The following is an 8,684-nucleotide window of genomic DNA, read 5'->3' as shown; positions in this document are numbered from 1 at the left end:
GGCGGCTTCCTCGCCCGCAAAGGCGACGGCGAGCCTGGCGTCAAGACCATCTGGCTAGGCATGCAGCGCGTGGTGGATTTTGCTGCTGGTATCAGATACGCGCGTGAGCTCGAGCAGCAGACTTGTGCGTAATGGAATGCGTTTTGGGGTATCGCTACGGGTTGAGTGTTTTGCAGGTTAGCCATGGCTGAAGTGTAACAAAGGAGATGGTGATAATGGCAATTAGAAGTGCTTCGGAGCTTCATAATGTCGGTGCTCAATGCGTCATGGAATATAATGAAATTTTTTCAAAGGCAAGAAACATTATTTATTATTCAAATAAATATGAGAATCAGGCCGCCAGGACCGAATGGTTCGATGAGACGCTCAGTGGTCTTGGCGTAAGAGCAAGCCGTTTGCATTGTAAGGTCGAGGCGGCGGCAAGCGATGCCAGGGATACTGTTAATGCTAGTTCGGAGGGCGATAGGGAATTCGAATTAAAAAAAGGATACATTCCGATTTAGAAAAGCTCAAGGCGCTTCTTGAAAAACAGGGTGGGAAACTGCTGTGACAAATCGTCAGGCGATGTGCTGTTGCGGGTCGGTGACTTTACACAACGCAAAGGCAAGCGGCGAAGCGACTGGTGCTTCGCGGCGAGCGCCCGTAATTCGCATAGGCGTGGCCCGCGGTTGAGTCTCCAGCCTACCGTAACCCCAGAGTGGCGCCGCACATCGGCTGAGCACATTTGTGATGCAGGAACGGATCGGATCACACCGAGATGAGTGACGAGAAGACCGAGCAACCAACCGACAAGAAGCTTCGCGATGCACGCGAAAAAGGGCAAGTCGTCAAGAGCACCGACGTCGTCCAGGCTGCGTGCCTGGCCGGTGCGTTCCTCGCTATTCAGAGCGGCAGCAAGTATTTGTCAGCGACACTGCGGGCGGTAGTGGGGGCGGCGCTTGATTTCGTACACGGACCGCGGTCCATGCAGGACATTACTGTCACATTGGCCGATATGGGCAAACACTGCGTGATTCTCCTTTGCGCGATGGCGGCGGCTCCGATGGTCGCATCCCTTCTCGCGCTCGCCGCTCAGGCGGGCTTGATGATTTCGCTCGAGCCGATCATGCCAAAGATCGAATCGGTCAGCCCGGCGTCCGGGTTGATGAAGATTTTTTCGATGAACTCGATCGTCGAGCTGATCAAGATGACGGTCAAGGGCGCAATCGTGGCTGTCGTGATGTGGCAGACGATTGGCGCAGCGCTGCCCGTGGTCGCAAGTGCACTCGAACAATCCGTGCCGGAGGAAACCACCCTGCTTTGGTCGATCGTGACGCACGTTGTCGTTGTCGCGCTCGGGGTGTTCATCGTCATTGCTGCGTTCGATTACAAGCTGCAGCACTGGATGTTTATCCGCAAAAACCGGATGTCGAAGGACGAGATCAAACGGGAGATGAAGGATAGCGATGGAAACCCCGAGGTCAAAAACGAGCGGAAAAAGCGCGCGAGGGAAGGCGCCAACGAAAACAAGAAAGAGAACGTCGGTCGCGCAAACGTAGTGGTCGTCAATCCAACCCACTATGCCGTGGCTTTGAGATACGCACCGGCCGAGTTCCCTTTGCCCGTTGTGGTGGCGAAGGGCGTGGACGACCAGGCGTTGCTGATGCGACGATACGCGACGGAGGCAGGCGTTCCCATCGTAAGTAACCCGCCGGTTGCGCGGATGCTCTATAAGGTGCCAGAGAATCGGGCCATTCCGGAAGAACTATTTGAGGTTGTCGTAGCCATTCTACGATGGGTGGACAGCCTTGCCGCGCCGGAGCAGCGATCATGATGCCGAAACTGGCACTACCGAAGGTAGGTGAAGCAGGTGTCGCCGTCTTGTTGGTCATCATTGTCTCGCTGATGATATTGCCCTTGCCCCCGGTTGTCATCGACGCATTGCTCGCGGTCAACATTACGATCAGCGTCACGCTGTTGATGGCGACCATGTACGTCGGCAGTATCACTTCCTTATCGGCGTTTCCGTCGGTGCTCCTCTTTACGACGCTATATCGTCTATCACTCAACATCGCTTCCACGAAGTCGATTCTGCTGCACGCCGAGGCAGGCGACATCATCGAGAGTTTTGGAGAGCTTGTGGTCGGGGGCAACCTCGTTGTGGGCCTCGTAGTGTTCGTGATCATTTCCGTTGTGCAGTTCATCGTGATCGCAAAGGGTTCCGAACGTGTCGCTGAAGTGGGCGCGCGATTCACGCTCGATGCCTTGCCTGGAAAACAGATGAGCATCGACGCAGACCTGCGCGCGAACATTCTCACGCCGGATGAGGCGCGAAAGAAGCGGGCTCGCCTTGCCGTCGAAAGCCAACTGCACGGCGGCATGGACGGGGCGATGAAATTCGTGAAAGGCGACGCGATTGCGGGGCTGATGATCACGTTGATCAATATCGTCGCGGGTATTGCTGTCGGGGTGGCCTATCACGGTATGTCAGCGGCTGAAGCGGCAAACCGCTTCTCGGTTCTATCGGTCGGCGACGCCATGGTTTCACAAATTCCGTCGCTTCTGATATCGGTGGCCGCTGGCGTAATGATTACGCGGGTCGGCGATGAAAGCGGCGGCGATTCGGAGCGATCGCTCGGTGACGAGATCGGTCATCAGTTTGGCGGAAATTCGCGCGCTCTTTATTTCTCAGCGCTCTTGCTCGTTGGATTTGCGTTTGTGCCCGGCTTTCCCGCGCCGCTGTTTCTGCTGCTGTCCGGGCTGCTCGCGTTTGTCGGCTATCGGCTTGGCAAGAAGCGGCGCGCGCCCATCGCCGATGCAGGTAAACCGGTGGTCGCATTGCAGCGCGCCGGGGCCAAGGCCGACGCCCCGTCCATTTTGCCAAACCCTCCGCAGTTTACCTGCCCGGTCGGCGTGCGGCTGGCGCCAGAGTTGAGTGGGCGTTTGGCGGGCGACGCGTTGGATCGAGCATTCAATCAGGAGCGTTTAGCGCTACAGGTTGACATCGGCGTTCCTTTCCCGGGAATCATGATGTGGCGGGACGAAAAGCTGCCCGCAGATACGTTCGAGGTATTGATCTTTGACGTGCCCCACGCTCGTTCGACGGTTGCGGAGGCCGCGGAAGCCGACGCGCTGATGGCACGAGCAGACACTGCGACGAAGGACGGTACGGACAACAGCCCAGAGGCCGTGATCGCGCGGCGCGTGATTGATCTCGTCCGACAGAACGCACATGCCTTCCTGGGTGTTCAGGAGACGCAGTGGATGCTCGATCGTCTTAACGAAGACTATCCCGGCCTCGTGGCGGAGGTTCAAAAGGCGTTGCCGCTTCAGAAGATGTCCGACGTGCTGCGTCGGCTGCTCGAGGAAGGGGTGCCGATTCGTAACAGCCGAAGCATTGCTGAAAGTTTGGTGGTATGGGGACCAAAGGAAAAAGACATGCTCATGCTGACGGAGTATGTCCGCATGGATCTGGGAAAGATGATTGCCCACCGTGCAACAGGCGGGCCGCGCGAGCTGCAGGTGGTCGTCGTGGACGCCGAGCTGGAGCAGATCATCCGTCAGTCCATCAAGCAGACCCCGACAGGGAATTTTCTGGCGTTACCTCCCGAAGAGATCGAGCATTACGTACGCATGCTTGCAGAGATCGTGGGACAAGCGCCGAAAAGTGGGCTGGCGCTTGTCGCATCGATGGACATCCGCCGGTACCTCAAACGAATGATCGAGGCACATATCAGGTGGTTGCCCGTCTACTCGTATCAGGAGCTGGGCGCTCACGTCGATTTGCAACCCGTCGGCCGGTTGACGCCTTGATTCAAAAGGGATTCTCATGCATACGCACGCTCCGCATCGAGCTCGAATCATTGCCACGTCCGGTGACGAGGCGCACGAACACCGTCCCGCGTCGCCCCGCGATTTGTCCCGGCTCGTTGGTCACTTCCGCAATATTCGCGCGTCGACGAAGGATCGAGGTGCGACAAAGTCGCATGACGCGGATGGTCCATTCGTCATCGGATTGTCGCCCGAATATGACGCTGTCCAGGCCGAATCTCAACAGGACGGGGAGGAGTCGAGCGGCGGGAGCAAGGACGAAGGCGAAGCCGAAGACCAATCGGCAGCTGCCGGGGGCGACTGGAGCAGTTCCTTGGACGGCCTGCCTGCTACCGCGGCGGCTGCATCGCTCATCCCTGGGGCAGCGAAAGTGGCGGGTGAATCCGCTCATCGCGTACGGGTGGCGAACACACGAGGCGCGGCACGGCGCCAGGTAACGGCCAACCCGCAGCTTGATATGCAGCGGGACGTTGAAACGGTGATCGAATCTATCGTGTCGAGAATAGACGAGTTCTGCTCCGCGCCCGCTGTGCTCGAGTTTGGCGACTGGAAGGTGAATGTCTCGCTGGACGCCGATGTACTGCCGAATTGCAACCTGACGGTTAGCCTCTCGCGATTCGACTTGATGCTTCGCTTCGAAACGCCGGAAAGCCGTTCGGCGAACCTGATTTATTCGAATCAGGTCGCGCTTCGGCAAAGCTTGGGCGAAATGATGCAAGCGTGGCCGAGCGGCCCGAGAAACATCGAGATTTCCGTCATCTGAGAGCCAATGAACCACGACGACCGACTCGGCGAACGCGGCCAACACACGGCGGGTCCACAACCCGCACAGGCCGTTGCGCTTGCCCCCTCGCTCTTGCCTGCGTTCACGAACACGACGGCGCGCATACATCGATTGGCAGCGGATGAACGGCTGCGGACATTGCTGTCGCACAGTTTTCAGGTAGTGGATTGGACAGTTGATGACCGTAACACGATCGATAGATCGCGTGCCGCCTTACTGCGTATTCGCTGGGGCGCACATATGGCATCGATCATTATCGATGTTTCTCAGCATGAGGGGATGGCGAGTCTGACGGCCGCTGATTCTGATACACATGCGAGCGTCAGGCTTGCTATCGCTTCGATCTTGATGACGGCGCTGATAACCGCGCTCGACAGGATTGGCATCAACGCAGTCGAAGTTGTTTCAGTCGATCGTGATGGCATCTCGGAATATGAAAACAAGCCGTGCTGCGCATTTTCATTCCGTTTGGATGGACAGCGTATCGACGCCGTGCTCGTTGATGCCGACGAAGCCTGGTTGATTGCCTTTGAGCGGCTGGCGGAGCAACAATGCGCTCCTCTGACCCAATGTGTGAGTGAGATTCGGGTACCGGGCCGCCTGCAGCTTGGCGAGAAAGCAACAAGCGTGGCCAAGTTGAGGTCGCTCAGACCGGGTGACGTCCTGCTGAGAGCCATCCCCAAAAGTGTCGCTGCGCTTGCCGCCGGAACCTTGGCATCGATCAATGCGCACGCAGTATGGGGGCGATACGGAACACGCCAACTTCACGTGCCTGTTAGCGTTTCGCAAGCTGCATTAACTTTGAACGAGGACCCAATCGTGAGCCACGATACGCACTTCAACGCACCGCTTACCGAGTCGATAGACGAGCCTGTTGGCGTCAGTGAACTCGATTTGCCGCTTCGACTCGAAATCGAGACGGTTTCGCTTCCTGTTTCGCAACTATCGGCCCTTCGCGTAGGTTACGTGATCGACTTGCCGATGTCCGTCGGGGACGCTCGCATTCGCCTGGTGACTTATGGGCAAACGATCGGATTCGGTGAATTGGTCACCGTGGGCGATCATCTCGGCGTTCGGATCATTCAGGTATCGCACAGTCATGATTCAATATAACGATACGACCGGACTGCTGATTGCGGTATTCGTTGTTGGCCTTATTCCGTTTGTCGCGATGGTAACGACGTCGTACGCGAAGATCGTGGTCGTTTTGGGATTGTTACGAAACGCGCTTGGTGTGCAGCAGGTGCCACCGAACATGGTGCTGAATGGAATCGCGCTGCTCACTTCCGTATACATCATGGCGCCTATCGGGATTGAAGCCATGCACAATATGCAGACCCCGCAACTACGCGCGGATAGTAATTCGTCGATGGTCGTCATCGATGGACTCGAGGCGGCGAAGGAACCTTTCCGTGCGTTCCTGAAAAAGCATACGCCGGAGCGGGAAAAAAGATTCTTTTTGCGCTCGGCCTCCGCGATTTGGCCAAGCGACGTTGCGGCTTCACTACATGAGGATGATCTCATCGTCCTCGCTCCGGCGTTTTCCCTGGCAGAGATGACTGACGCATTCAGGATAGGATTTCTCCTCTATGTGGCATTCATCGTGGTTGATTTGGTCATAGCCAACACGCTAATGGCGATGGGTTTGAACCAGGTACAGCCGACCAACGTTGCAATCCCGTTCAAGCTTCTGCTGTTTGTGGCGATGAGCGGTTGGTCTTCGCTCATTCACGGACTGGTCATGACCTATCGATAGGTGGATACAATGGAAATAGACACGCTGGTACGGCTCACTACAGAAGGGCTGTTGCTCTGCTTATACGTTTCGATGCCGGTTGTTGCCGTCGCAGCTGTTTCGGGGATCATCGTTTCGTTCGTGCAGGCCATTACATCGATGCAGGATCAGAGTATTTCGTATGCGGTGAAACTTGTTGCAGTGATTGCCACAATATTGTTGACAAGTACTTGGGGCGCCGCTTCGATCCTGCGGTTTGCGAACGAAGTCGTGACGATTGCGGTGCCATCATGACTACGCGTGTCTCAGGAAACAACGACGCCCATACGTCGCAGACGGCAGATGATGTCTCCCAGCAGGAGCAACACACCAATGCGCAGGTTCACCACGCGCAGATGCGCAGAAGGTTGACAAAGGCTAGGACCAGCAAACACAACAGGCTGCTGCACGATCAACAGGTTGCGTTTCATCGGGGAGTAAAGTACGCCACCGTTCTGCGCCCTAGAAAATCTACTGTAACTCATCACAAGCTTTTTCGGCATCTAGGAAAGGACAGAGGCGAAAAGGAGAGCGCACATGAGTCGCATGCTCATGAGCATGAATTCCATGAGCATTTGCATCACCTTCACCCGCATCATGAAGAGTCGTGCAGGGAAGATCGCGGAGGGCAAGGACAGGGGCAAGGCGACCACGAGCGCGAGCACGGACAGGACAGCGAGAGAGATGAAGATAGCGGACAGGCGCGTAAACGATGGAAGGTCATCGGACGCGCGCGCGCTCGCGAATCGAAATCGACGAATCGCCTTCAGGTAGTAGCTGACGAACATCTTGATTCGCCCCATTTGCCGCAGGTGCTCATGAATGAATTCGTGCGCGTCCTTCAGGATATAACAGAGGCGCCCGCAACGCCTCCGGAGGTGAGAGCGTCAATCCGTTTGCTTACCGTCCCGCTTCTCTTGTCGTTTAGGTCGATCAAGGACACTGGACCGGGGGCAAGGCAACGTATTCCGCGCATGCTGGCGCTGCGGTCGACTGCACAGGTGTTGAGGGGCAACAATCCTTCGGCGGGAACGGCTGCGGTCGACATCCTGAATTGCCTGATCGACGCCTCGCTGGCCAAGCAACGTCATGCGCCTGATTTTGCCGACCAGGAATGGCCTCTGGAGCGGCTCAGGCAGTGTCTGGTTGACGCGACGCAGGGAGACGATCGGCACGACCGCTAAGTCTTTGTACGTTCGCGAAGTGCGTCTAATGTTCGCCACGGAGGGGTTGAGGCAATGTCCCAAACCTAAACTGAATGTGACGGTCGAACAACGTCCCAAATGCGGCAAACATCGGAACCCGACGTATGAAAGCCTTGCGAATCCTAACCGGCGCCCATGCCGGCGCGCAAATCCGTTTGATCGCGGGCGAATACCTGGTCGGGGCGGGGCAGGACGCTGATATTTGCATTAGCGATTGGCAAACCGGCGCCCTCACCGTGGCAATCAGCGAGGACGGCGCAACGCGCGTGCGCATGGACAGCGGTCGCGACTCGATGCTCTCCGACTTTTCCGCAACGTTATTTGGGGATGTGGCACTGTGCGTCGGTCCGGACGATGCGGCTTGGCCGCGCGATCTCGATTTGCTGGCGAACTTATGGAAAAGCGAGCGCGCGCGCAATGATGAGCCACCGAAGGTGATGCCAAAGGGAGTGCCGCCACGGCAGAGTAAAGCGAAATCGCCAAAATTGTCAGGGCGCGCAGCGGCTGCGGTAGTTTGTGCGGTGACGGTTTGTGCGCTATCAGTCGCCGGTCTCGCTCTGACGGGCGGCACGGCGAGCGAGGCGGCTGGCGTCAGGCCGACGACCGATCAACTCGCAAGACAAGTGGATGGAGCGCTACATAGTGCGGGAATGGTTGATTTGATGGTCGCCGGAAACGGCAATCACGTAATGGTGCATGGCATCGTGGCGACCGCCGCCGATAGCGAAAAGGCGCGACACATTGTTGATGTGCTGGCGGGCCGCACGGCTGAATTCAGGTATGACGTTGCGGACGAGGTAGCCGACAATATTCGAGAGTCGCTCGGCGACACAGGCGCCGAGGTGCAATACACAGGACGCGGTGTATTTCGGATTTCCGGCAGCGTGCGCTCCATTTCGGATTTTCAGCAGCGCATCGGAATCGTTCGGGCCGACCTGGATAGCAATGTAAAACGTATCGAGCTGAATGTTCGCGAGGCGCGCGTGGCAGTTCCCAACACGGAATATACCTCTGTGGTTGCGAGCGGTGGCCTCAGCTATGTGCAGACGCCTGACGGGATCAAGCACTTCTTTGATTCCTTGTTGGGGAAGGACCATGAGGAGGACTAAGT

Annotated in this window: 10 protein-coding genes; all 10 read left to right on the top strand. The window is 57.1% G+C overall.

Going from position 1 to position 8,684, the window contains the following annotated elements; all coding sequences use genetic code 11:
- The coding region (locus GWC77_RS30130) for an IS4 family transposase (protein WP_217283383.1) at positions 1 to 132 on the top strand (132 nt) is incomplete at its 5' end.
- A gap of 83 nt (positions 133 to 215) precedes the next feature.
- A complete protein-coding gene (locus GWC77_RS23530) occupies positions 216 to 503 on the top strand; it encodes a hypothetical protein (RefSeq protein ID WP_173260824.1) in 288 nt (95 codons plus the stop codon).
- A 254-nt stretch (positions 504 to 757) separates the two neighbouring features.
- Entirely contained in the window at positions 758 to 1,813 is a 1,056-nt protein-coding gene (sctU, locus tag GWC77_RS23525) for a type III secretion system export apparatus subunit SctU (RefSeq protein WP_173260822.1), read from the top strand.
- Positions 1,807 to 3,792, top strand: a complete 1,986-nt coding sequence (locus tag GWC77_RS23520; RefSeq protein WP_173260833.1) for an FHIPEP family type III secretion protein — start codon at positions 1,807 to 1,809, stop codon at positions 3,790 to 3,792. Before sctU ends, GWC77_RS23520 begins: the two co-directional genes overlap by 7 nt.
- Before the next feature lie 16 nt (positions 3,793 to 3,808).
- Positions 3,809 to 4,573 (top strand): type III secretion system protein SctP, encoded by a 765-nt coding sequence (gene sctP, locus GWC77_RS23515; RefSeq protein WP_173260819.1) that lies wholly within the window; start codon positions 3,809 to 3,811, stop codon positions 4,571 to 4,573.
- A 6-nt stretch (positions 4,574 to 4,579) separates the two neighbouring features.
- Positions 4,580 to 5,707, top strand: coding sequence for a type III secretion system cytoplasmic ring protein SctQ (gene sctQ, locus GWC77_RS23510; RefSeq protein ID WP_254367120.1), 1,128 nt, complete (start codon positions 4,580 to 4,582; stop codon positions 5,705 to 5,707).
- Positions 5,694 to 6,350: a type III secretion system export apparatus subunit SctR gene (gene sctR, locus GWC77_RS23505; RefSeq protein WP_173260817.1), complete on the top strand. Its 657-nt coding sequence runs from the start codon at positions 5,694 to 5,696 to the stop codon at positions 6,348 to 6,350. Before sctQ ends, sctR begins: the two co-directional genes overlap by 14 nt.
- A 9-nt stretch (positions 6,351 to 6,359) precedes the next feature.
- Positions 6,360 to 6,623: a type III secretion system export apparatus subunit SctS gene (sctS, locus tag GWC77_RS23500; protein ID WP_173260815.1), complete on the top strand. Its 264-nt coding sequence runs from the start codon at positions 6,360 to 6,362 to the stop codon at positions 6,621 to 6,623.
- The gene (locus tag GWC77_RS23495; RefSeq protein WP_173260814.1) at positions 6,620 to 7,552 is read left to right on the top strand and encodes a hypothetical protein; all 933 of its coding nucleotides are present in this window, start codon (positions 6,620 to 6,622) and stop codon (positions 7,550 to 7,552) included. Before sctS ends, GWC77_RS23495 begins: the two co-directional genes overlap by 4 nt.
- 125 nt (positions 7,553 to 7,677) lie before the next feature.
- Positions 7,678 to 8,682: an HrpD5 family protein gene (hrpD5, locus tag GWC77_RS23490; protein ID WP_173260812.1), complete on the top strand. Its 1,005-nt coding sequence runs from the start codon at positions 7,678 to 7,680 to the stop codon at positions 8,680 to 8,682.
- The last annotated feature ends 2 nt before the right edge of the window (positions 8,683 to 8,684 follow it).

The organism is Paraburkholderia sp. NMBU_R16, from assembly GCF_013282575.1.
In the GTDB taxonomy this organism is placed as follows: Bacteria; Pseudomonadota; Gammaproteobacteria; order Burkholderiales; family Burkholderiaceae; genus Trinickia.
Note: the sequence above shows the minus strand (reverse complement) of the source record. Positions and strands in the feature narration are given on the sequence as shown.

Excerpts from the sequence above, each read along its gene's own strand:
- sctP (WP_173260819.1), top strand. The coding sequence starts at position 3,809 with ATGCATACGCACGCTCCGCATCGAGCTCGAATCATTGCCACGTCCGGT.
- sctQ (WP_254367120.1), top strand. The coding sequence starts at position 4,580 with ATGAACCACGACGACCGACTCGGCGAACGCGGCCAACACACGGCGGGT.
- sctR (WP_173260817.1), top strand. The coding sequence starts at position 5,694 with ATGATTCAATATAACGATACGACCGGACTGCTGATTGCGGTATTCGTT.
- hrpD5 (WP_173260812.1), top strand. The coding sequence starts at position 7,678 with ATGAAAGCCTTGCGAATCCTAACCGGCGCCCATGCCGGCGCGCAAATC.
- sctU (WP_173260822.1), top strand. The coding sequence starts at position 758 with ATGAGTGACGAGAAGACCGAGCAACCAACCGACAAGAAGCTTCGCGAT.
- GWC77_RS23530 (WP_173260824.1), top strand. The coding sequence starts at position 216 with ATGGCAATTAGAAGTGCTTCGGAGCTTCATAATGTCGGTGCTCAATGC.
- sctS (WP_173260815.1), top strand. The coding sequence starts at position 6,360 with ATGGAAATAGACACGCTGGTACGGCTCACTACAGAAGGGCTGTTGCTC.
- GWC77_RS23495 (WP_173260814.1), top strand. The coding sequence starts at position 6,620 with ATGACTACGCGTGTCTCAGGAAACAACGACGCCCATACGTCGCAGACG.